Here is a 21,312-nt window from a genome sequence, read left to right on the forward strand (position 1 = left end):
AGCCGCGCGCCAATGCCACCCCTTATTCGGTCAGCGGCGCAAGCGCGCGGGCGAACGGTCAGAGACCCAAAATCTGTTTCAGCTCCGCGATCCTGCGGCGGCTGATGGGCAGCTCGATGCGGGTTTTGCCCGCGGTCCTGAGCATGAAGTTGCTGCCCGGCATGCTGGCTATTTCCGTCACCGTGTCCAGGTTGACCAGGTATTTCCGGTGCACCCGGAAGAAGCGGTGCGGCTTGAGCCTGTCCTCCAGGTTCTTGAGCCGGTAGGAGGTCAGGAACTTCTGCTGGGAGGTGTGCACGTAGGAGTAGTCCTCGTAGGCCTCCACAAAGATGATCTGGTCGTAGGGGATGAGGAACATGCGGCCGTCCTGGTTCACGGCCAGCTTCTCGATCTCCGGGGCGCGGGTCCGGGTCTGGTCCCACGCATGGCGCAGGGCGGCCATGAAGTTGTCTTCCTCGTGCTCCTCCATGGGCAGCTGCACGGTGCGCTCGTCAAGGGGCTCGTCATCGTTCTCGGGCATCTGCCAGGGCTCGTCCGGCAGGGGCACTTCCTTGAACCGGGCCTTGAACTCGCTGAGTTTTTCTATGGTGCGGCCCAACCGGCCCGGTGCGGGCGGCCAGAGCAGGTAGTCCGTGGCCCCCAGCTCGAAGGCGGCATAGGCCTGGGATTCGGTGTCGGAAAGGAAGACGAGTGCGGGCTTGTTCTTGCGGCCGGCCAGCATCTGGGCCAGCTCGACGCCCGATGTCCCGCCGGGCAGGTCGATGCCCAAGAAAAACACGCCGTAGGGGATGGCCTCCAGCATTTCCAGCGCCTCGAACGCGCTCACGGCCTCCCCGAGCAGCTGCAGGAACGGCACGCCGTCCAGTTCCTTGCGCAGCTCGGCCCGCGTCTGCGGGTCGGGATGGATGAGCAGTGTCTTGAGTTTGGGCATGGCGCAACACCGGCTGATTGTTTACAAAATAGCTTTTATCCCCAGTATTCGTCTCCTACCTTGTATTGCGCCCGTGCGCAAGTTCCGCATGTGGCCGCGCTTGACTTCGTTTTGGAAAAGGTTAAAGGGGTAACCAAATTCATGGAGCAACCATGCGCACCACCATAGAATACGATTACAACGAATCCATAGGATTGCTGCTGGCCGTTGCCTCCCAGTCCATGCGCCTACATCTGAGCAGGCGCTTTGCCGCAGCCGGGCTGGATATATCCCCGGAGCAATGGCGGGTGATGATGGCCACCTGGATATCCGAAGGGCTGAGCCAGCGCGAGTTGGCCGACCGCTGCTTCATGAACAAGGTTTCCATCACCAAGATTCTGGAATCCCTTGAGAAGCGGGAACTGATACAGCGGGAGCGCTCCGAGGAGGACCGGCGGGGCAACCGGGTGTTTCTCACCGATGCCGGGCATGCGCTGCACGGGCGCATGGTGGAGGCCGCCAAGCAGAATCTGCGGCAGGCGGAGCAGGGCATCGACCCGGACGACCTGCAGACCTTCCGCGCCGTTGCCCGCAAGATCATCGCCAACATGAAACCCTGATTTTTTTTGTTTGAATAGTTAAAGTGTTAACCATAGAGGACATACATGATTGAAGAAAGAAAACAAGCGGGCATGACCCTGTTCCTGGCCTTCCTGGCCGCCATCGCCCCCTTGTCCATCGACATGTACCTTCCGGCCCTGCCGCACCTGACCGGCATATGGGGCGTGGAGGATGATGTCGCCAACCTGACACTGAGCCTGTGGTTTCTCAGCTTCAGCGTCTGCATACTCGCGTACGGACCGCTTTCGGACCGCTTCGGGCGAAAGCCCATCCTGACCACGGGGCTGAGCCTGTTCATCGCGGCCTGTGCGCTCTGCTCCCTGGCTCCCAACGTGGAGGTCATGATCGCGGCCCGCATCCTTCAGGGAGCGGGCGGGGCGGCCTGCGCGTCCATGGTCATGGCCATCTGCCGGGACGCCTTTGCGGGCCACGTGCGGCAGAAGGTCTTTGCCTACATCGGCGTGATCATGGCCGTAGCTCCCATGGCGGCGCCCTCCCTGGGCAGTCTGCTGCTGAACCACCTTTCCTGGGAGTGGATCTTCCGGGTCCAGGGCGTCTACGGCCTGCTGGCCCTGGTGCTGGTCCTGCGCATGAAGGAGACCATGGACCCCGGGCAGCGGGCGGATTCGGTGCGATTCCTGCGGCGCTATTCCGGGCTGCTGCGCAATCGGCAGTACATGCTGCCCGCCCTGATCATGAACCTGATCCTGGGGGCCTTTTACGCCCATATCGCGGCCTCGCCCTATATCTACATGGAGTACTTCGGCCTCTCCCGGCAGATGTTCAGCAATTTCTTCGCCCTCAACGCCCTGGGCATGATGCTGGGCGCATTCCTGTGCGCCAAGCTGGCCAAGCGCATGTCCGCCCTGCGCCTGAACAGCCTCGGCTTTGTCGGGGTGGCGGCGGGCGGCGGGCTCATCCTGCTCTTCGGCAACGGCTCCCCCCTGGGGTTTGCCCTGCCCATGATGCTTATCTCCTTCTGTTGCGGCATGAGCCGTCCCATCAGCAACAACATCGTGCTGGAGCAGGTGCGCACGGACATCGGATCCGCCTCCTCGTTTATGACCTTCATTCAGTTCCTGCTCGGTGCCGTGTTCATGGCCGTCACCTCCGTGGACATTTGCACCCGGCAGACGGTCATCGGCGTGCTCGGACTGGTGACCGGTCTGGCCGTGCTGGGAGCCTGGCTCGGCATGTTGCGCATCCTGGATACCAGCAACGTCCACTGACCCGCGCGGGAACCCATAGATCCGCGCTATGGAAAAGAAAGTTCAAGCCTGTTTTCGAAAACAGGCTTGACTTTTTTTTTGCCCGACAATATTCATACATCCAGATATAAGAATATCAAGATATATTGATTTAAGAAAACGAGAGGAATCGAAATGGGCATCCCCGAACAGATCAGAGGAGACAATCCTTTTATTTCCCTGGAATTTTTTCCGCCGAGAACAACGGAGGCCGTGCCGGCCTTTTGCGAGACCGTGGAGCGGCTCATGCGGCTCAAACCCCTGTTTGCGGCCGTGACCTGCGGCGCAGGGGGCGGCGGGGCCACCACCACCCTGCAGACCGCCCGCGACCTGGCCGAGCAATACGGGATTACGGTCATGCCGCACGTGACCTGCGTGCGCAACAGCGTGGAGTCGGTCGAGTCCCTGGTGGCCGAGATTCGCGAGTGCGGATTTCGCAACGTGCTGGCCGTGCGCGGCGATTTCCCGGAAGGGCAGGAGAGCGCGCCCGAGGGGCTTCAGTACGCTTCGGACCTGGTGCGGCGCATCCGCGAACTGGACACGGGCCTGAACGTGGGCGTGGCGGCCTATCCGGACGCGCACCCGGAATCGCCCTCCATCGAGAGCGACATCGACTCTCTGCTGCGCAAGTTCGAGTCGGGCGCGTCCTTTGCCGTGACCCAGCTCTTCTTCGACAACCGCAAGTACTTCGACCTGGTGGAGCGCCTTGCCCGCAAGGGGTGTTCCAGGCTGGTCATTCCCAGCGTGCTGCCCATCCGCAGTCTGGGCCAGGTGCGCAGGCTCATGAAGATCTGCAGCACGCCCATCCCCGGCAAGCTCCTGGCCGCCCTGGAGGAGGCCGACGCACGAGGCGGGGACGCGGCCGTGCGCGAGGTCGGGGCGGATTACGCCGCGGCCCAGGTGCGCTCTCTGGTGGATCAGGGCGCGCCGGGCGTGCATCTCTATCCCTTCAATCGCGCGGGCCTGTGCCTGGACGTGGTGGAGCGGGCCGGACTGCTGCCCTGAGTTTTTATGACCCAACCCATGCAATGAACCATAACAGTCACGAGGAGAAAACAATGCTGACACACAATCTGGGTTTTCCGAGGATCGGAATCGACCGGGAGCTGAAACGGGCCACCGAGTCGTTCTGGAAGGGCGAGATATCCGAGGCCGCACTGGCCGAAACCGGGCGCGAACTGCGGCTGCGGCACTGGGACATGCAGCGCCGACGGGGCGTGGACCTGGTGCCGGTGGGCGATTTTTCCCTGTACGACCACATGCTGGACATGGCCGTGCTGCTGGGGGCCGTGCCCGAGCGTTACGGCTGGAGCGGCCGCTATGTGGACCTGCCCACCTATTTCCGCATGGCGCGCGGCGACGCAGGGCATGGCGGCGTCACGGCCATGGAAATGACCAAGTGGTTCGACACCAACTATCATTACATTGTCCCCGAATTTCATCGCGGCCAGAAGTTCTATGTATCGTCCACCAAGGTGTTCGACGAGGTGCGCGAGGCCCTGGATGCGGGATTCAAGGCCAAGCCCGTGCTGCCCGGCCCGTTCACCTTCATCGGCCTGGGTAAGTCCGTGAGCACCGGGTTCGACAAGTGGGAACACCTGGACGCGGTGGTGGCCGTGTATGAGGAGATTCTGGCCCTGCTCGGACAGCAGTGCCGGTGGATCCAGCTGGACGAGCCCGTCCTGGCCCAGGATCTCGACCCGGAAATCCTGCGCCGGTTCCGGCCGGTGTATGAACGCCTGAGCCAGGCCGCGGCCCCTGCCGGACTGTTGCTGGCAACCTATTTCGGCGGTGTGGATCATCACGCGGAAACCATCCGCGAACTGCCTGTGGCCGGGCTGCACCTCGACCTGGTGCGCGCGCCCGAGCAGCTGGAGGCCTTCCTGGACCTGCCCGAAACCGTGCATCTCTCCCTGGGCGTGGTGGATGGCCGCAACGTCTGGAAGGTGGACATGGACCGCGCCCTGGAGCGCATCGGCAAGGCCGTGGAAAAGCGGGGAGCCGACCGGGTCATGGTCGCGCCGTCCTGCTCCCTGCTGCATTCGCCCCTGGACCTGGACCGGGAAACCGGACTGGACGGCCGCATCAGGAACTGGATGGCCTTTGCCGCCCAGAAGTGCACGGAGCTGCATGTGTTGAGCATGTCCGCCCAGGGGCTCAATGCCGTGGAGCCTCTCAAGCAGAACCGCCGGGCCTGGCGGGACCGCCGGTCCAGTGCGCTCATCCATGATCCGCTGGTCCGGCAGCGCGTGGACGACGTCACCGAGGCCATGGGCCGCCGGGAAAGTCCCTATGCGCAGCGCGCCTGGGTGCAGCGCGAGCATCTCGGCCTGCCCCTGCTGCCCACCACCACCATCGGCTCCTTCCCCCAGACACCGGAAATCCGCAGGACCCGGCTGGAGCACAAGCGCGGCGAGATCGGCGCGCGGGAATACACCGAGGCCATGCACGGGTTCATTGAGGATTCCGTGCGGCGCCAGGAGGAGCTCGGCCTGGACGTGCTGGTGCATGGCGAGGCCGAGCGCAACGATATGGTGGAATATTTCGGGCAGCAGCTGGACGGCTACTGCTTCACGGCCAACGGCTGGGTGCAGAGCTATGGCAGCCGCTGCGTCAAGCCGCCGGTGATCTTCGGCGACGTCTCCCGGCCCGAGCCCATGACCGTGGAGTGGATCCGCTATGCCCGCTCCCTGACCGACAGACCGGTCAAGGGCATGCTCACCGGGCCGGTGACCATCCTGCAGTGGAGCTTCGTGCGCGACGACCAGCCGTGCGAGGAGACCTGCCGCCAGATAGCCCTGGCCGTGCGCGACGAGGTCGCCGACCTGGAGGCCGACGGCGTGTCCATCATCCAGATAGACGAGCCCGCCCTGCGCGAGGGGTTGCCCCTGCGCCGCAAGGACTGGAACGCGTATCTGAACTGGGGCGTGGAGTGCTTCCGGCTCTCGGCCTCCCCGGTGCGGGACGAGACCCAGATCCATACCCACATGTGCTATGCCGAGTTCAACGACATCATCGAGTGGATCGCGGCCATGGACGCGGACGTCATCAGCATCGAGGCCAGCCGCAGCAACATGGAGCTGCTGGAGGCCTTCGGCCGCTTCGACTACCCCAACGAGGTGGGGCCGGGCGTCTACGACATCCACAGCCCGCGTGTGCCCTCCACGGAGGAAATGGCCGAGCTCATCCGCCGCGCCATCCGCGTGGTGCCCGCCGAGCGACTCTGGGTCAACCCGGATTGCGGCCTCAAGACCCGGGCCTGGCCCGAGACCATGGAGTCCCTGGCCAACCTGGTGGCGGCCGCCAGGACGGTTCGTGGAGAATTGAAATAGAGTAAGGGTCTGCGGCCTAGCGGGCCGAAGGCATGGAAATGGTGACCGTGGTCTTCCCGGCAACGGATGTGTCGAGGGCCACGGTTCCCTTTTGCACCTCGGCCAGCAAGCGGGCCGAATAGGTGCCCAGGCCCATGCCTGTGCGCTTGCCGTGGGTGGCGTACTTTTCGAAAAACTTGCCGCGCACGGCGAGCGGCACCTCGCCCTGGTTCTCTATGGCGATGGAGCAGGCGCCGTTGCTTCCGTTCACCCTTATGGCCACGGTCCCGTTTTCCGGGCAGGCCTCGGCAGCGTTCTTGAGCAGGTTGCCCAGCATGGAGCGGGTCAGCAGTTCCTCGCCCAGGATGGACGCCCCGTCTTCCCTGGCGCAGTCGAGAACCGTCCTGATCTTCTTGGCGTTCAGGATGTTGGAAATGTCCAGGCTGGCCTTTTCCACCATGCTGGCTACATTCAGGGGCTCGGGGTGGATTTCGTATTTGTTTTCCTCGATCTTGAGCAGGGTAAGGGACAGGTCCACCATGTTCAGGGCCTGCTGTGAGGCCTGTTCCATCTTTTCCAGGAGCAGGCGCTGCTGGTCCGTGAGGTTGTCCATGCCCTTGAGGGCAGCCGCAGCGCCCACCAGGCCGCTGATGGGCGACTTGAGGTCGTGGCGGGCAATGCGTTCCACGTCCTGCTTCAGGGCTTCGGCCTTCTTGATTTCCGTGACGTCCCGGTTGCTGCCGCGTCTGCCGCGCCAGTTGCCCTCGAAATCGTAGACCGGCTGGCACACGTGCCCGATCCAGCGGATGTGCCCGTCCTTGCGGATGATGCGAAATTCGGTGTTGCGCGGCGGCTCCTGGCCCTGGTGGCTGGAGTTGCAGGCCGTGAAGGCGTCCTTGTCGCTGGGGTGGACGATTCTCTGGAACAGTTCGGGGTCCTCGTAGAACTCCTCGGCGGCATAGCCGGTGATCCGCTTGGCCGAGGGCGAGACCCAGACGCACTCTCCGTTCTCATCCAGCCAGAATTCCCAGTCGTAGGTGAAGTCGGCCACGGTCTTGAACCGTTCCCGGCTGGCGCGCAGCTCTTCCTCGCTTTTCTTGAGCCGCCAGTAGAGCAGCTCCTGGGGCGTGGTGATGCTGGTGACCACCATGGCCTTGTACAGGCAGTACACGGCCACGATCTTGAGCAGGTGCCCCACCAGGGCGTAGGAGCTCTGCAGCTCGGTGAACAGGGTGAAGGTCAGTTCCTGGAGCACGGAAAAGAGGATGTAGCCCATGAGCATGGAAAAGACCGGTCTGCTGAAGAACTTCTTTTCGCGCCAGAGCTTGAACGAGGCTGCGGCCATGCCCAGGCAGATCACGTACTCGGTGTAGAGCTTGAAGGGCGTCAGGCCGGAGCCTTCCGTGTAGCAGAGCGGGAAGGCGCCCGCGAAGATGGCCCCCAGCAGCACGCCGGTGACCAGGGCGAAGCCGGAAAAGGCCGCGTAGGCGTTGAAATCCCGGCGAACGAACAGGGGGGCCAGGATCAGGGCGCCGGTCTGCACCAGACGGGCCGCCAGCCACAGGCATGTGCCCAGATTGGGACCGTGCCAGGGAAAGACGCCCATGCCCGGGTAGGCCAGGGTATGCAGGAAGTCCAGGAGTCCGGAGAAAAGGAAGCCGATGCCGATGAGCAGCACGTAGTTGTTTTCAACCACGCGGCGGGAGTTCCAGGCCACAACGAAGACGGCCCAGGCAACGGCGATGCTGATGGTTTCCGCAAGGGAATGGAACAGCAGGAAATTATAGCGGCTTACCGCGTAAAGGGCAGCCAATCCGAGCAGCCCGAACAGGGTGGTCAATATGGTGCGTTTCGACATGCTCAACCTTTCTCTGCTCCCGCAAGGGCATTTACCTAGCAAACATGATTCCTATTCGCAATGTTTTGCACAAGGGATTGTTGCCCCGGCGTCCGGGAGTGTATACGGTCATGATCATGAGTGATTGCGCACGGCGGATAGCCGTTTTTTCCGATGCCCACGGCAATTACGAGGCCCTGAAAAGCGTGTTGGCGGACATGGACGGCCAGAACGTGGACGACGTGGTCTGCCTGGGGGACACCATCGGATACGGGCCCGATCCCGAGCAGTGCGCCCGGCTGGTGCGCGAGCGCGGCATCGATATGGTGCTGGGCAACCACGAGCAGGGGCTGCTCGGCGACTATTTCCTTTCCTGGTTCAATCCCCAGGCCCGGGACATGCTTCTCAAGACCCGCGCCCTGCTTTCGGACGACTCCCTGCGCTGGCTCACCTCCCGGCCCAAGAGCCTGGAGCGCTGTGGCTGCCGCTTTGTGCACGGCTGCCCGCCCTCTGACGTGCGCATGTACATCTACAAGTGCCACGGCAGGATGGAGGAGGTTTTCGCCTCCTTTGACGAACCGGTCTGCTTTGTGGGCCATACCCACGAATTGTGGCATTACGAGTGGGACGGCGGGGAGGCGGAGCGCCACGCCTTGGAGGGGACGGCGGTCCTTTCCGGCGAGACCCGGCACATCATCAACGTGGGGGCCGTGGGGCAGCCGCGCGACGGCAACCCCAACGCCAAGTACGTCATCTACGAGCCGCACACCCGCCGTCTGGTGGTGCGCTTCGTGCCCTATGACATCGAAAAGACGGTGCTGCGGATCAAGGACAGGGGATTTCCCGCCGTGTATGGGAAGCGACTGGGCTCGAATTGAAAAAGGCGGTGTTTTTTCACCGCCTTTTGTTTTCTATACGTCGACCTTGAAGCCGAGGTCCACGTCGCAGGCGGCCTGTCCGCCGCGAATGCCCCAGTTCTCCATGGGGTGTTCTCTGATCAGGACCATGCAGTCGGTGCGCGGCATGCCCAGGGCCTCCAGCCGGTCGCCCAGGGACTTGTACAGGGCGCGTTTTGCATCGGCGCTGCGTCCGGCAAAGGCGTCTATCTCCACCAGCACGAACCTGCCGGTGCGGCCGCTGTGGATGTCGAATTCCTCGGGGGAGAGCTCCAGCAGCCGCTGGCTGCGGTCCCCCTCGGGGATCCTGAAGGCGTCGCGCAGGGACTGGTGCACCGCGTCCATGAGCGCCTTCTTTTCTTCGGGGCTGCGGCCGGTGCGGGTGGTGATGGTCACGACGGGCATGAGGATCATTCCTTGAAAACGTCGTTGCGCATGGCCTCGCGGGCTGCCACGGCCAGGAAATCGGCCGGGGAAACCCCGTAGCGGTCCGAGTACTTGACGATGCGCTCCAGCAGGAAGCGGTGCATGGTCACCTCGATTTCCTCGAAGTCCCCGCCTTCCTCGGAAATTTCCACGGTAACCAGCTTGCGGCCCGCAGCCAGGGCCCTGACAGCCGAAGGCGTGCTGGGCTCGGGCAGGGACTGCCCGTTTTCCCGGAGCAGTTCCACGAACATGGACAGGGATTCATGGGCCATGTCCACGGCCTCGTCCTCGTCCGTTCCGAAGGTCACGCATGCCGGGAAGTCCGGAAAGCTGACGCCGTAGCCTTTTTTCTCTTCTTCGAGCAGGGCGATATATTTCATGGTGTGATCTCCTTATTGTTGTCTGGGCTATACCGCCAGCGTCATGGAAGCGCAAACTTTATGCGCAATTCGTCACACTTCCGTCATGTATTTCCCCGCTGCCTTGTCGTAATTCTCCTCTAGACTTTTTCACGAAAACCCATCACAGTATTTTCATACACCCAAAAGGAGGTTTTGAATGGAGCCTGACGAGCACCACTCGTGAAAGAGTCCTGTTTGTCCGTAACCAACTAAAAAACCACACATATCTTGGACGGGGGATTAATGGCCCAGAAGAATTTTGTCCTCGACACCAACGTCCTGCTGGAAAACCCCAAAAGCATCGCTGCCCTCCGCAACGGGCAGGAAAACATCATTCACATACCGTATACGGTCCTTTCTGAGCTCGACAAGCTCAAGAAAGATTCGAGAATCGGACATGTCGTCTCCCAGGCGGTTCGGGCCATCCTCCAGGACGACCAGGTCAACGTCTTTCCGCCCGACTTCGCCATCACCCTGGACGACGAATGGATGGACGACCGGATCCTCAAGGAGATCATGCACATGGCTCCCGAGGATGCCATTCTGGTCACCAACGACCGCATCCTGCAGATCAAGGCCAAGGTCTACGGAATTCCCTGCGAGGAATACCGGGATTCGGACCCGTTCCGGTCCGAAAGCCAGATGTTCACCGGTTTCGTGGAGGAAGGGGAGGAGCCCCAGGCAAACTGCTTCCAGTGGGAAAACGGGGTGCCCATCTTTCACGGCCAGGACGGCCCCAAGGCCATTTCGTACCAGCACGAGGTCTGGGGCGTGAAGCCCCGCAGCATCTACCAGAACCTGGCGCTGGAGTTGATGCTCAACGCGGACATCGACCTCATGTCCATCCAGTCCGAGGCCGGGTACGGCAAGACCTTCCTGGCCCTGGCCGCGGCCCTGTACCTGGTGCTGGAGCGCAAGGACAACAGCTACCGCAAGATCTACCTGGTGAAACCCGTGGTGGAAATCGGGGCAAAGATGGGGTATCTCCCCGGCGACATTGAGGAAAAAATGCTGCCGTACATCAAGTACGTGCAGGATCTGCTCATCAAGCTCCACGATTCCCGCCCGGCCAACCGCATCTACGTGGACCCGGCGGCCGACAACCTCAAGCTCAACCCCAAGAAGTTCGAGATCCAGCCTGTGGCCTTTATCCGGGGCATGAACATCGAGAACGCGGTGGTCATCGTGGACGAGATGCAGAACCTTTCCCGCAGCGAGACCCGCGCCCTGCTCACCCGCATGGGCGAAAACGTCAAATGCTTCTGCCTGGGCGATACCCGCCAGGTGGACAACCCGTACCTCAACGAATCCAACAACGGTCTGAACTGGACCGTGAAGAAGCTTCGGGGGTACAGGAATTATGCGCACATGGTCCTCAAGGGCGACCGCTCACGCGGGCCCATCACGGACATGGTGCTCAAGTCGAAACTTTAAGCCCGGCGCCCGGCGCGGCTGCCGGAACAGAAAGGATATTCCCCGTATGCTCAGGTTGCCGCGTCTGGCCCTGCCGGTTGTTCTTCTTTTGCTTTTTTTCGCAGGCGTCTGCAGCGCCGATGAATTTGTCCCCGCCCAATTTCCTTCGCTGGAATCCGTGGTCCGTGTCGCCGGGCCTCTGGATTTTTGCGGCGAGCCCGTGCCCCTGGACAACCCCGAGGTGCGCGAACGCATAGAAAGGGAGATTTTGCTCATCCAGTGGGACCGGGCCCAGATGATCCTGTGGATGAAGCGCACGGGCCGCTATTTCCCGCATATCGAGCGCATGCTGCGGCTCAACGGCATGCCCGACGACCTCAAGTTCCTGCCGGTCATCGAAAGCGCCCTGCGCCCCACCGTGGGGTCCCATGCGGGGGCGCGCGGCATCTGGCAGTTCATTTCCTCCACCGGGCGAAAGTACGGTCTGCGGGTGGACCGCTATATCGACGAGCGGCGCAACTTCGTCTTCGCCACCAAGGCGGCCGTCAACTATCTGAAGGACCTGCACGGCATGTTCGGGGCCTGGACCCTTTCGGCCGCCGCCTACAACATGGGCGAGGCCGGACTTAAGAAGGCCATCAAGCAGCAGGAGACCGACAAGTACTACCTGCTGCACCTGCCCGAGGAAACCCAGCGGTACGTGGTCCGGGCCATCGTGGCCAAGATGATCATGTCCGACCCGGAGAGGTTTGGGTTCCGGCTGGTGCCCGGCGACTATTACCAGCCCGTGCAGTATGACCGCATCCGGCTCCGCTGTCGCCGGTACACTCCAGTCATGCTCGTGGCCAAGGCCGCCGGCACCACCTACAAGAATATTCGCGACCTCAATCCCCAGATCCTGCGGGATACACTGCCCCTGGGCACGCATCTCATCTTCCTGCCAAAGGGCGCGGCCGAGGACTTTGCGGAAAGATACAAGCCGCTCATTGCCGAATACCGGGCCAAGAGCCATGGCGTGGTGCATAAGGTGCAGAAGGGCGATACCCTGCTGCGCATTGCCCAGCGGTACCGCATTTCCCTGAGCGAATTGCTGCGCCGCAACAAGCTGCGGAAAAACAGCACCATCCATCCCGGCCAGACGCTTATCATCCGGGAATAGAGAGGAAAACCGGAACGGTTGAAAAGGAACGGCCGTCCCTGGGGGACGGCCGTTTTTGTTTTTGGATGGACCGGTTACTTCTTGATGGCAATGACCTTGGAGGCAATACCGTTGCCGGTAACACTTCGCATGTAGGTCAGGCCGGTGAACTCAATGGGATCCTGGTACGTCCGCCAGGTCTTCTTGTCCTTGGAGTACTGGATCGTCAGATTGGGGAATGCCACGTTGGCGTGGAGCTTGGACCCCTTGACCACTGCGCCGGGGGCCGGGACCCTGGGCTTGAGGCCCATGGCGTTCAGGCGGGGAAGCTCCTTGACCGCCAGCACGGAGGCAAAGTCGGCCCATTCGGCTTTCTTTCCATCCAGGTCGGGGGCGTCGCCTTCCCAGTCCGAGCGGTGCCAGACCCGTTCGGCCAGTGCAACCATGCGCGGGAACACGAGCTTGCTGTATTGTTCTCCCGTCCTTACGGTTTCACCCCAGAGATGGCCCTGCATGCCCATGATGTTCTCAGGCTTGTGCAGCTTTTCGAACGGCCTGCCCATCAGCGCTTCCAGGTCTTCGATGGGTTCGCCCGGGCGCGTATAGTCCGCGGAGGCATAGAAGTTGTCCGGCATGTAGCCGAAGGTCTTGCGGGTGTCGGTGTAGCGGGGAGCCCAGTAGTAGCCGCGTTCGGTCGGCGTGGGTTCGTAGGGATGGTCGAAGTAGGTGTGGGTGGCATGGTCGATGACGACCTTGTACCCGGCGTTGGCCATGAAGTAGGCCTTGTCCGCTGCGCCCCATTCCCAGACGTTGTTCCATGCGTGGGCATACATGTTTTCCACCGGGAACTCGCTGCGTTCGAAGGGGGTCATGTTGTCGTACATCATGCCGTCCGCCCAGTTCGCGATGTCCAGGTTGCGCGTCCAGGCGATGTGGGCAACGTTTTTGAGGTAGTACTTCTTCAGATCCTTGACGCTGTCTACCCCGTTGTTGGGAGTGTCTATGAGCTGCTTGCAGATGGGAGAGCCTTCCCATGCGCCGCCGGCCACTTCGTCGCCGCCCGCGTGGAAGATCTTCAGCGGCTGCCCGGCCATTTCGTGCATGTACTTCACTTCGTCGATGACCTTGGCCATGAAGCGATACGCGGAAGGTCGGCAGACATTGATGGCGTTGTCGTTGTAGTTCTGGGCGGAGTTGTACTCGGACTTGTCGTCCGGGTCGGCGAGCCTGTACTTGTTGGCTTCCTCCAGGTTGCCCTGGGCCGCGTACTTCTTGTACCGGGCCTCCATGGCCTTGATGGCCGCGCGGGCATGGCCCGGGCCATCGTACTCGGGGAGCACGGTGATGAAGCGTTCATTGGCGTAGCGGACGATCTCGATGTAGTCCTCGGTGGTGTAGTAACCGCTGCCGGTGTTGTCCCCATAGGGGCCGGCGCCGAGCTGGGTCAGCAGGCAGTCTTCCTCGTCGAGATCGAAGCAGCGCTTGCCCGCGACTTCGGTGAGTTCGGGCAGGCCCTTGATTTCAAGGCGCCAGCCTTCGTCGTCCGTGAGGTGCAGGTGCAGCCGGTTCAGCTTGTAAACGGCCATGGCGTCCAGGGTCTTGAGGATTTCCTCCTTGGTGCGGAAGTTGCGGGCCACGTCCACCATCATGCCGCGCCATGCGTAGCGCGGGGCGTCCTCGACCTGCATCTGCGGGAGCTGGAGGGATCCGGCCTTGGCGGGAAGCAGATTGAGCAGGGACATGATCCCGTAGAAGATGCCTGCCTCGTCGTTGCCCGCAATGGCCACTCCTTCGTTGCTGATGACCAGCGTGTATCCCTCGGCCTCGTTTTTGCCGGAGCGTTCCAGACGGATGCCCGGTTCGTTTCTGGGGAGGGTGTCCACTTTCCTGAGGGTGATGGCTTCGCCGAATACCTTGGCCAGTCCCTTGCGGAGCATTTCGGCCTGCTTTTCCAGGGAGGCCGGGAAGGTGACCGGGATATTCCTGCCGAACGTCACGGTGCCGTCTTCATACTTCACGCTTCTGGGGGTGGGGACGATCCGGCGCATGGCGTTTTCCGGGGTCAGGCCCGAGGCCGTGACCTCGGCGTTGCGTTCGTAGCGCCAGATGTTCACGCCATCGGTATTGCGGCTGATCACGTCGTGCGGATAGCGCTTGTACTGGTCCTCGCGCATCATGGGCAGGACGAAGGCCTTTTCGTCATTGACGTCCGTGTTGGCGAAGACGGCGGGCTTGAGGTTCTTGGCCGTGATGAACATCCTGGGCATGAACAGGCTGGTGCTGGCGGAGTCCCAGGGGTGCGAATAGAACAGCTCCATCTTCTGTCCCGGGGCCAGACCCGGGAATCCGAACGTGGGGCGGATCACATGCAGGTCCCCGTTGACGTGCTCCAGGGACATGCCGTCATAGATCTGGGGCTCGTACTTCCGCGCATAATGGAACCAGATCTCCCAATTTCCCGCACCGGGTACCAGCGGTACGGAACTCTTGTTCTCCAAGATGAATTTGATGGTGGCGGTACTGTTCGCCCCGAAGTTGGAAATGACCTTCTGTTTGATTGTCGCCGAAGCCGCAAAGTCGTTCATTTCCTGCTGGGTGATGGCGCTGGCCAGAGGGGCGGTAAGCGCGTTCACGAGCAGGCAGATCAAAACATAGCCAGATAATCGAATCATGGCATTCATCAGTTCCTCTCCTGTGTTGAAGGGGTGTGCCAGAGCGGCGCCTCCATTGCCGCTAAACAATTCTCCACTTTTGGCTGAATGTTCTATCCGTGGCTTAGTATCAATAAATTTATTTAAATTCGGTGAACAAATTAATATATATAATAATAGATACTTCGGAGGGGGGAATGGTTGGGAAAATGCGGTGAAAACTGTGAATCGGTCCGCTGGACAGCAAACCGATTCGTGGGGATCAGGAAAGGCTTCCCGTCAGCATGGCCGCGCCGAACAGGGCGATGGTCAGGGCCCCGCACACGGAGACGGCTGCGTAGAGCCAGTTGAAGAAGGTTCTGTTGCGGCTGGATAGGCTCAGGGCCAGGCCGCGGGCGCTCACCGCGGTCCAGGCGAACAGGGTGGTGGTCAGACCCATGCCCAGGGCCAGGGCCAGCATGGCCGCGATGCCCGCTCCCAGGATGTTCAGCCCTATGGCGAACGCCAGGATCACGGCCGCGCCCGGGCAGGGCACGATGCCGGTGACAAAGGAGACCAGCAGTACGCTCCGGGTGTCCCCCGCACGGGCCATGTCCCTTGTGTCGACGGGACATGCCGGGCCCCGCAGCAGGCCGCCCTTGCGCAGGTCCAGGGCGATCTTCACGGCCAGCCCGAGCCCCACCAGGGTCAGCAGGGCATAGCTGGCTGGCTGGATGTAGCGGTCGGCCTGGTGGAATCCCCCCATGCCCTGGCCCAGCAGCAGGTAGGCCCCGGTGACCACCAGCACAGCCGAACCCACGTGCACAAAGGTGATGGCGTTGCCCATGACCGCGCCGAGCCACAGGGAACCGGGGCGGGCCAGGAAATAGGAACAGACCACGGTCTTGCCGTGCCCCGGTCCGATGGCGTGCACCCCGCCGTAGAAAAAGGAGAGCAGCAGGAACATCCAGAAGGCCGGGCCCAGCGGTTTTTCCCGGATGTCGTTGCCCAGGGCCGTCATCTGTTTCTTGAGGGCCTTTTGCTGGGCCGTCACGTATTTCATGACCGTCTGGCGCAGGTTCAGGCCGGCATCCTCTTTGGGCGCGGGCTTGACGGCGACGGGCGGCGGCGCAGGCTCCGCCGTTCCCGTCGGGCTCAGGTTCAGGTTGATGCCCTGGGGGATGACGTAGCCGCCCCAATAGGCCAGGTCCTTGGCCGGGCCGATGGTGTGGCTCACGGAGATTTGGCCGTCCACCTCGAAGGAGATCTCGTCTTCCTTGAGCAGGATGTCCGTGTAGTATTCCTTGTCGTAGAGGACGATGCGCAGCTTTTCAGCGCCGCTCACCGGGATATCCAGGGGCAGGAAGAAGTCGTAGACCAGCCGGTTGTCTTCGGTGATGGAGGCCGCGAAGTCCGTGGCCTCCGGGATGGGCACGGGTTTCCCGTCCAGGTGGACCGCCGTGAAGTAGTCGAAATTTTTGAGGTAGGCGAAGGCGCCGTCCCGGATGATGGACTGGCCGGATTCGGTGTTGACGGTTGTCGGGTCCACGCCGATGTCGCTCAGGATGGCGCTGGTAAACATGTCGTCGAACAGCCAGTGCTCGCGGATGCCGGCCAGGCCATGCTCGTTGATGACCATGGTCGGGGATGCGTCCACGAATACGTGGGGATGGGCCTGGGCCATGGTGGCAAGACCCAGCAGCAGGAAAAGGGCCGTAAGGAGCGTCTTGTTCAGTGTGCGGTGCATGATGGGCAGTGTGTACCCGTATCTTTGCGGGCGGGCAAGAGGGACAGGCTTGTGTTTCCGAGGGGTCTTTGGCATTAAGACAACGTTTAATCAATAAGAGGACACAGGTTTCCATGATAGACGCAGGAAAACAAAATCGGGATGGTTTCATCCCCGCCTCGATCAGCCGCCGCGAGGCCGTGGATACGGGCATGGCCATGGTGCTGATCTGCCTGATTGCCTGGTTCGCTACCCGCGACGCCCGCTGGACCGTCGCCGCCGTGGCCGTGCTGGTGGTCAACATGGTCTGGCCGGTGATATTCACTCCCGTGGCCAAGGTCTGGCTGGGGTTGTCCCATGTGCTCGGCACGGTCATGTCCAAGCTGGTGCTGGGGGTGGTCTTCTTCGGGCTGGTCACTCCCCTGGCGCTGGTGCGTCGGGTTTTTGGTCACGATCCCATGGCCTTGAGCCAATGGAAAAAGGGAGCCTCGAGCGTTTTCGTGGTTCGCGACCACGCATTCACTTCCGAAGAAATAGAACGGCCCTTTTAACGGCCAGGAGATAATATGGATTTTCTGAAAGACCTGTGGGGATTCCTCAAGGTGCGCAAAAAGTTCTGGCTGTTGCCGGTCATCCTGGTGCTGCTGCTTTTTGGCGCGCTGATCGTGCTCACCGGCGGCTCGGCCATCGCCCCCTTCATCTATACGGTATTTTAGGGGGAAGGCATGCCGGAAGCTATCTTGGGCATCTCCGCGTTTTACCACGATTCGGCAGCGGTGCTGCTGGTGGACGGCCGCATTGTCGCGGCCGCGCAGGAGGAACGGTTTACCCGCAAGAAGCATGATGCGGGATTCCCCCATCACGCCGCCAAGTATGTCCTCGAAGAGGGGGGATACACCCTGGAGGATCTGGCGGCAGTGGCCTTTTACGACAAGCCGTACCTCAAGTTCGAGCGGCTCCTGGAAACCTACAACGGTTTTGCTCCCCGTGGCCTGAAAAGCTTTCTGTCCGCCATCCCGGTGTGGGTCAAGGAAAAGCTGTTCATGCGCAAGATGCTCCGGGAGGAACTGGCGCGTCTTGGCCAGGGAAAGCCGCAGCTGCTTTTCCCCGAACATCACCTTTCCCACGCGGCCAGCGCCTTTTATCCCTCCCCGTTTGAAGATGCCGCCATCCTGACCGTGGACGGCGTGGGAGAGTGGGCGACCACCACCATCGGCAAGGGGGCGGGCAAGGACATTTCCATTCTGCGTGAGCTGCATTTTCCCCATTCCCTGGGGCTGCTGTATTCGGCCTTCACCTCCTTTTGCGGCTTCCGGGTTAATTCCGGGGAATACAAGCTCATGGGCCTTGCTCCCTACGGCAATTCGGAATCCCCGCGCATTGCCGAGTGGAAGGCATGCATTTATGAGCAGCTTATCGATGTCCGCGAGGACGGGTCCCTGCTGCTGAACATGGACTATTTCAATTACGCCACGGGCCTGACCATGTGCTGCAACGAGAAATGGGAGGCCCTGTTCGGCATCCCGGCCCGGCGGCCCGAGACCGAGATCGGCCAGGAATACATGGACCTGGCCCTGGCCATTCAGCAGGTGACCGAAAATATTGTGCTCCGGCTGGCCGAGACCGCCCGCGAACTGACCGGATGCGAAAACTTGGTCATGGCCGGCGGGGTGGCCCTCAACTGCGTGGCCAACGGCAAGCTGCTGCGCAAGGGAATATTCAAGGATGTCTGGATCCAGCCCGCTGCCGGGGACGCCGGTGGCGCGCTCGGCGCTGCCTTGGCTGGCTGGCATATCTGGCGCGGTCGCGAACGGACTCCCGAGCCGCATGACGCCATGTGCGGCGCCTATCTCGGCCCGGAGTTCGGGCCGGTCTCCATTGAAAGGATGGCCCGCAAGCATTCCGCGCGGTTCAGGAAGTTCGATGATTTTGCCGCCTTGTGCTCCGAGGTGGGCGGCCTGTTGGCGAAAGGCAACGTGGTCGGCTGGTTCCAGGGGCGCATGGAGTATGGCCCGCGCGCCCTGGGCAACCGTTCCATTCTCGGCGATCCCCGTCATCCCGAGATGCAGAAGAAGCTCAACCTCAAGATCAAGTACCGCGAAGGGTTCCGTCCTTTCGCCCCCTCGGTGATCGAGGAGGAAATCCCCTCCTATTTCGAACTGGACCGTCCTTCGCCGTATATGCTCATCGTGGCCCCGGTGGAGGGAAAGCGCTGCAACCCGCTCCCGGAGAACTACGGATCCATGCCCATGTACGAGCGGCTGTATGTGCAGCGTTCGGATATACCGGCCGTCACCCATGTGGATTTCTCCGCGCGGATCCAGAGCGTGAGCAAACGCACCAATCCGCGATACTGGCAACTTATCGATACGTTTCGAAGCGAACAGGGGTGCGGACTTGTTGTCAATACAAGCTTCAATGTTCGCGGAGAGCCCATTGTTTGCACGCCGGAGGACGCCTTTACCTGTTTTATGCGCACGGAAATGGACTACCTGGTGCTGGGGGACTGTCTGTTCGCGAAGGCGGACCAGTCCGACTGGAGCGAGCAGGGAGACTGGCGGGAGTCTTTCGATCTGGACTGATTCCCGGCGTGATTATTTGGCGAACTCGATTGTGAGACGTCCACACTTGTCCTAATATTGGGCAGTGCGGACGTTTTTGTTTGTGCATATCGAATACGGCAAGTCTTTTATAAAAGTACCGGACTCATTGCACAAACCTTCAAGCGTTGCTAGGTTGTCTTAACTGGGCAATGGAATTTGCAAATCAATTGAGGCCACAATGAGCGATGATCCGCAAGAGAAAGGCACGAGAAGGCCTTTTTTCCCTGCCAGAGGGCGCTCTCTCTCACGCGACCTGACCGCGAGCCTGGTGGTTATCGTGGTCATGGTGGCCACGGCCATGTCCGCCTATACCTACTGGCGTCAGTCCGAGGACATGATGGCCTCGGCCCGGGCCAAGGCGGACGAGACCGTGGAGCGCGTGGCCGAGATCCTGGCCGTGCCCATCTGGAATCTGGATTACGAAAACGCCCGCCTCATCGGCTCGGTCTACGCCCAGAACGACATGGTCCAAGGCTTCCGCATCTATGGCTCCCGCAACGAAGTCATTTACGCCCACGAAAAATTCATCGGCTCCAAGCCCGATGTGAAGCGGGTGCGCAAGATCGTCTTTGAAGGCCGCAACATCGGCCGGGCCGAAATCGATTTCACCCTGCGCGGCGAAAAGGAACGCCTGGAAGGGCAAATGCTCGTCTCGGTCATGCTCATCATGGTTTCCGTGGTGGTCATTCTGGCCGTGACCGGTATTCTGCTACGCGTGTTCCTGGGTAAGCCGCTCTCCATTCTACAGCACGGCATCGCCCGGGTTGCAAAAGGCGACTTCTCCTACGATTTCGGAGAGATCCATCACGCGGAACTTTTGGACATCGCCCGCCGTTTCCGGATAATGAGCGCCGAGATCGAGGCCCGCGAGCGCAAGCTCCAGGCCATGAACCGCACCCTGCAGGAGGCTGAGGAAAAATATCGCGGAATTTTCGAGAACGCGGTGGAAGGCATTTTCCAGATGACCCCCGAGGGCGACCTGACCAACGCCAACCCCGCCCTGGCCCGGTTCTTCGGGTACGAGACCGTGGACGAGTTCGTGAAGGACGTGCGCACCATGCGCAGCAAGATGTTCGTGGATCCGGAGCAGTCCCGGGCCTTCCTGGAGGATATCCAGCAGGGCGGCAAGGTCCTGCGCCTGGAGACGGAATACAAGCGCAAGGACGGCCGCAAGTTTTGGGGCTCCCTCAACGCCCGCGCCGTGTATGACGACAGTGGCGTGTTCCATTCCATCGAGGGTATCCTCGAGGACATCACCGAACGCAAGAAGGCCGAGCAGGATCTGGCCGACTTGAACCGTCACCTGGAACAGCTGGTCCGCGCCCGCACCGAGGATCTGGTGCGCAAGGCCCACGAGCTGGAACAGGCCAACAAGCGCTTGCGCGAACTGGACGAAATGAAGTCCGCGTTCCTGTCCTCGGTTTCCCATGAACTCCGGACGCCGCTCACATCGATCCTCGGTTTCGCCAAGCTGCTGACCAAGGACTTCGTGCGCTCCTTCCTGCCCAAGGCTACCGGCGATTCCCTGCTGGAAAAGCGCGGCAAGCGCATCCAGGAGAACCTGTCCATCATAACCGAGGAGGGCGAACGCCTGACCCGGCTCATCAACGACGTGCTCGACCTGAACAAGATCGAATCCGGCCGCATGGGCTGGCGGGACGAGGTTGTCCGGGTCAGCGATATCGTGGAAAAGTCGCTTCAGTCGGTCAAGGGATTGTTTGCCCAGAAGGTACAGGTGGAGCTGCTTCACGAGGTGGAGGACGGCATGCCCTCGGTCGTGGCCGATCCGGACCGTTTGCAGCAGGTGCTCATGAACCTGCTCAACAACTCGGCCAAGTTCACCGAGGAGGGCAGCGTCACGGTCAAGGCCCACCGCGACAACGGCTACATCCGTGTGGAGGTCGTGGACACGGGCGTCGGCATTGCCCCGGAAGACCGCTTGACCATCTTCGAGAAGTTCCACCAGTCCAGCATCAACACCATTAAGGACAAGCCCCAGGGAACGGGCTTGGGCCTGACCATCTGCCGCGAGATCATCGAGCACTATGGCGGGCGCATCTGGGTCCAGTCCGAGCTCGGCAAGGGCAGTTCCTTCATCTTCACCCTGTCTATCGAAAACGACTAGTTCTTCGCAAAAGGTTCGGGGACCCGCC

At 61.5% G+C, this 21,312-nt stretch carries 17 protein-coding genes; 11 read left to right on the forward strand and 6 right to left on the reverse strand.

Annotated elements, in window-relative coordinates; translation table 11 throughout:
- Nucleotides 1-58: 58 nt before the first annotated feature.
- On the reverse strand, nucleotides 59-931 hold the full coding sequence (locus tag FGL65_RS04440; protein ID WP_147819851.1) for a LytR/AlgR family response regulator transcription factor: 873 nt from the start codon (nucleotides 929-931) through the stop codon (nucleotides 59-61).
- Between the two features lie 152 nt (nucleotides 932-1,083).
- Between FGL65_RS04440 and FGL65_RS04445 the strand changes: the two genes are divergently transcribed.
- The 4 genes from FGL65_RS04445 to metE all read left to right on the forward strand — a co-directional run bounded on the left by FGL65_RS04445 (nucleotide 1,084) and on the right by metE (nucleotide 6,110).
- A complete protein-coding gene (locus FGL65_RS04445; RefSeq protein WP_147819852.1) occupies nucleotides 1,084-1,530 on the forward strand; it encodes a MarR family winged helix-turn-helix transcriptional regulator in 447 nt (148 codons plus the stop codon).
- 45 nt (nucleotides 1,531-1,575) lie between these two features.
- Entirely contained in the window at nucleotides 1,576-2,760 is a 1,185-nt protein-coding gene (locus tag FGL65_RS04450; RefSeq protein WP_147819853.1) for a multidrug effflux MFS transporter, read from the forward strand.
- A gap of 153 nt (nucleotides 2,761-2,913) precedes the next feature.
- A complete protein-coding gene (locus tag FGL65_RS04455; protein WP_147819854.1) occupies nucleotides 2,914-3,783 on the forward strand; it encodes a methylenetetrahydrofolate reductase in 870 nt (289 codons plus the stop codon).
- Between the two features lie 53 nt (nucleotides 3,784-3,836).
- Entirely contained in the window at nucleotides 3,837-6,110 is a 2,274-nt protein-coding gene (gene metE, locus FGL65_RS04460; protein WP_147819855.1) for a 5-methyltetrahydropteroyltriglutamate--homocysteine S-methyltransferase, read from the forward strand.
- Nucleotides 6,111-6,126: 16 nt separating this feature from the next.
- On the opposite strand, the gene FGL65_RS04465 is transcribed toward metE, so the two are convergent.
- Nucleotides 6,127-7,947: a sensor histidine kinase gene (locus tag FGL65_RS04465; protein WP_147819856.1), complete on the reverse strand. Its 1,821-nt coding sequence runs from the start codon at nucleotides 7,945-7,947 to the stop codon at nucleotides 6,127-6,129.
- Between the two features lie 110 nt (nucleotides 7,948-8,057).
- On the opposite strand from FGL65_RS04465, the gene FGL65_RS04470 reads away from it, so the two are divergent.
- Nucleotides 8,058-8,804: a metallophosphoesterase family protein gene (locus FGL65_RS04470; RefSeq protein WP_250645571.1), complete on the forward strand. Its 747-nt coding sequence runs from the start codon at nucleotides 8,058-8,060 to the stop codon at nucleotides 8,802-8,804.
- Between the two features lie 33 nt (nucleotides 8,805-8,837).
- On the opposite strand, the gene FGL65_RS04475 is transcribed toward FGL65_RS04470, so the two are convergent.
- The gene (locus FGL65_RS04475; protein ID WP_147819857.1) at nucleotides 8,838-9,227 is read right to left on the reverse strand and encodes a tautomerase family protein; all 390 of its coding nucleotides are present in this window, start codon (nucleotides 9,225-9,227) and stop codon (nucleotides 8,838-8,840) included.
- Between the two features lie 5 nt (nucleotides 9,228-9,232).
- Nucleotides 9,233-9,628, reverse strand: coding sequence for a type II toxin-antitoxin system HicB family antitoxin (locus tag FGL65_RS04480; RefSeq protein WP_147819858.1), 396 nt, complete (start codon nucleotides 9,626-9,628; stop codon nucleotides 9,233-9,235).
- Between the two features lie 264 nt (nucleotides 9,629-9,892).
- On the opposite strand from FGL65_RS04480, the gene FGL65_RS04485 reads away from it, so the two are divergent.
- Both FGL65_RS04485 and FGL65_RS04490 read left to right on the forward strand, forming a co-directional pair.
- Nucleotides 9,893-11,083: a PhoH family protein gene (locus FGL65_RS04485; RefSeq protein ID WP_147819859.1), complete on the forward strand. Its 1,191-nt coding sequence runs from the start codon at nucleotides 9,893-9,895 to the stop codon at nucleotides 11,081-11,083.
- 46 nt (nucleotides 11,084-11,129) lie between these two features.
- A complete protein-coding gene (locus FGL65_RS04490; RefSeq protein WP_147819860.1) occupies nucleotides 11,130-12,221 on the forward strand; it encodes a lytic transglycosylase domain-containing protein in 1,092 nt (363 codons plus the stop codon).
- A 74-nt stretch (nucleotides 12,222-12,295) separates the two neighbouring features.
- On the opposite strand, the gene FGL65_RS04495 is transcribed toward FGL65_RS04490, so the two are convergent.
- Together FGL65_RS04495 and FGL65_RS04500 are read right to left on the reverse strand one after the other, a co-directional pair.
- A complete protein-coding gene (locus tag FGL65_RS04495) occupies nucleotides 12,296-14,872 on the reverse strand; it encodes a beta-N-acetylhexosaminidase (RefSeq protein ID WP_187170534.1) in 2,577 nt (858 codons plus the stop codon).
- Nucleotides 14,873-15,113: 241 nt separating this feature from the next.
- The gene (locus tag FGL65_RS04500) at nucleotides 15,114-16,577 is read right to left on the reverse strand and encodes a HoxN/HupN/NixA family nickel/cobalt transporter (protein ID WP_147819862.1); all 1,464 of its coding nucleotides are present in this window, start codon (nucleotides 16,575-16,577) and stop codon (nucleotides 15,114-15,116) included.
- Between the two features lie 113 nt (nucleotides 16,578-16,690).
- Between FGL65_RS04500 and FGL65_RS04505 the strand changes: the two genes are divergently transcribed.
- From FGL65_RS04505 to FGL65_RS04515, 4 genes are all read left to right on the forward strand, one after another.
- Nucleotides 16,691-17,107, forward strand: a complete 417-nt coding sequence (locus tag FGL65_RS04505; RefSeq protein WP_147819863.1) for an SxtJ family membrane protein — start codon at nucleotides 16,691-16,693, stop codon at nucleotides 17,105-17,107.
- Nucleotides 17,108-17,122: 15 nt separating this feature from the next.
- On the forward strand, nucleotides 17,123-17,272 hold the full coding sequence (locus FGL65_RS18170) for a DUF5989 family protein (protein WP_187170535.1): 150 nt from the start codon (nucleotides 17,123-17,125) through the stop codon (nucleotides 17,270-17,272).
- Between the two features lie 9 nt (nucleotides 17,273-17,281).
- A complete protein-coding gene (locus FGL65_RS04510; protein WP_147819864.1) occupies nucleotides 17,282-19,138 on the forward strand; it encodes a carbamoyltransferase family protein in 1,857 nt (618 codons plus the stop codon).
- Nucleotides 19,139-19,337: 199 nt separating this feature from the next.
- A complete protein-coding gene (locus FGL65_RS04515) occupies nucleotides 19,338-21,284 on the forward strand; it encodes a sensor histidine kinase (protein ID WP_147819865.1) in 1,947 nt (648 codons plus the stop codon).
- Nucleotides 21,285-21,312: the final 28 nt, after the last annotated feature.

Origin of the sequence: Salidesulfovibrio onnuriiensis (assembly GCF_008001235.1) — a bacterium.
In the GTDB taxonomy this organism is placed as follows: Bacteria; Desulfobacterota; Desulfovibrionia; order Desulfovibrionales; family Desulfovibrionaceae; genus Pseudodesulfovibrio; species Pseudodesulfovibrio onnuriiensis.

What these genes read in the sequence shown, in the direction of transcription:
- FGL65_RS04440 (WP_147819851.1), bottom strand. Translation starts at nt 931, where the DNA reads ATGCCCAAACTCAAGACACTGCTCATCCATCCCGACCCGCAGACGCGG.
- FGL65_RS04445 (WP_147819852.1), top strand. Translation starts at nt 1,084, where the DNA reads ATGCGCACCACCATAGAATACGATTACAACGAATCCATAGGATTGCTG.
- FGL65_RS04450 (WP_147819853.1), top strand. Translation starts at nt 1,576, where the DNA reads ATGATTGAAGAAAGAAAACAAGCGGGCATGACCCTGTTCCTGGCCTTC.
- FGL65_RS04455 (WP_147819854.1), top strand. Translation starts at nt 2,914, where the DNA reads ATGGGCATCCCCGAACAGATCAGAGGAGACAATCCTTTTATTTCCCTG.
- metE (WP_147819855.1), top strand. Translation starts at nt 3,837, where the DNA reads ATGCTGACACACAATCTGGGTTTTCCGAGGATCGGAATCGACCGGGAG.
- FGL65_RS04465 (WP_147819856.1), bottom strand. Translation starts at nt 7,947, where the DNA reads ATGTCGAAACGCACCATATTGACCACCCTGTTCGGGCTGCTCGGATTG.
- FGL65_RS04470 (WP_250645571.1), top strand. Translation starts at nt 8,058, where the DNA reads ATGATCATGAGTGATTGCGCACGGCGGATAGCCGTTTTTTCCGATGCC.
- FGL65_RS04475 (WP_147819857.1), bottom strand. Translation starts at nt 9,227, where the DNA reads ATGCCCGTCGTGACCATCACCACCCGCACCGGCCGCAGCCCCGAAGAA.
- FGL65_RS04480 (WP_147819858.1), bottom strand. Translation starts at nt 9,628, where the DNA reads ATGAAATATATCGCCCTGCTCGAAGAAGAGAAAAAAGGCTACGGCGTC.
- FGL65_RS04485 (WP_147819859.1), top strand. Translation starts at nt 9,893, where the DNA reads ATGGCCCAGAAGAATTTTGTCCTCGACACCAACGTCCTGCTGGAAAAC.
- FGL65_RS04490 (WP_147819860.1), top strand. Translation starts at nt 11,130, where the DNA reads ATGCTCAGGTTGCCGCGTCTGGCCCTGCCGGTTGTTCTTCTTTTGCTT.
- FGL65_RS04495 (WP_187170534.1), bottom strand. Translation starts at nt 14,872, where the DNA reads ATGATTCGATTATCTGGCTATGTTTTGATCTGCCTGCTCGTGAACGCG.
- FGL65_RS04500 (WP_147819862.1), bottom strand. Translation starts at nt 16,577, where the DNA reads ATGCACCGCACACTGAACAAGACGCTCCTTACGGCCCTTTTCCTGCTG.
- FGL65_RS04505 (WP_147819863.1), top strand. Translation starts at nt 16,691, where the DNA reads ATGATAGACGCAGGAAAACAAAATCGGGATGGTTTCATCCCCGCCTCG.
- FGL65_RS18170 (WP_187170535.1), top strand. Translation starts at nt 17,123, where the DNA reads ATGGATTTTCTGAAAGACCTGTGGGGATTCCTCAAGGTGCGCAAAAAG.
- FGL65_RS04510 (WP_147819864.1), top strand. Translation starts at nt 17,282, where the DNA reads ATGCCGGAAGCTATCTTGGGCATCTCCGCGTTTTACCACGATTCGGCA.
- FGL65_RS04515 (WP_147819865.1), top strand. Translation starts at nt 19,338, where the DNA reads ATGAGCGATGATCCGCAAGAGAAAGGCACGAGAAGGCCTTTTTTCCCT.